Origin of the sequence: Emticicia sp. W12TSBA100-4, from assembly GCF_040253585.1 — a bacterium.
Taxonomy (GTDB): domain Bacteria; phylum Bacteroidota; class Bacteroidia; order Cytophagales; family Spirosomataceae; genus Emticicia.
Window position 1 is genome coordinate 1 of sequence record NZ_JBELAU010000061.1, and the last position, 766, is coordinate 766.

The window sequence follows — 766 nt, forward strand, 5'->3', positions numbered from 1 at the left end:
CTCGCCAGCGACCAATGCCGGTGCAAATAAAGTATTGACTTTGGCTTTTTATTCGCAAAATTCATCATTAGTATATGATACTAATGAAATTTCAAATAGGTTCTATTCTGTAGAAGAGAAAATATTAAGTAATACCTCAAACATCAATAGCTTACAAAAAAATCAAGAAATTTATGATTTTGTTGGTGAAACGGCAACTGGTGAGAGTTTGAATGGTGCGACAATATCGGCTTTACATCAAACAATAACTATTCCGACAGGCATTGCAGGAGGTAGCACATATCTTCAAAAAAAGATGATATTAGCTAATTACCCAGTATGGGCGGTTGGTCACAAAATAATGTTTGTTTTTATTATCAATGAAAACATTGCAAATGCAAGTGATAATGTTTTGGGGGTTAACGTATCTGCATTTCGCAACGGTTCTATTGTTCAGAATCAAGGATTGAACATTTCATTTGCAAGAATTAATAGTACAAAACTGAAGTTTTGGTGTGAATATACTATACAAACTGGTGACACACAGATAATTCCGACTATTCAGATTAATAGTAATCCAGCCATCAATACGGGTGCGACGAAAGTATTGACCTTGGCTTTTTATTCGCAAAATTCATCATTAGTTTATGACACTAATGAGATTTCAAATAAGTTGGTGAATCAGTATTTAGATTTACAAACAAAAATTTCTGCAAACGCTAATTTGATTTCAAATAACAGTTTAGTGTTTATTCCAAACAGAAGTTTGGTAACTGGAGAAGCACTG

At 33.3% G+C, this 766-nt stretch carries 1 protein-coding gene; it reads left to right on the forward strand.

What is annotated here, in order from left to right; all coding sequences use genetic code 11:
* Window positions 1–40: 40 nt before the first annotated feature.
* Window positions 41–766 (forward strand): hypothetical protein (locus ABR854_RS25735; protein ID WP_350268730.1); only part of this gene is annotated, 726 nt, incomplete at its 3' end.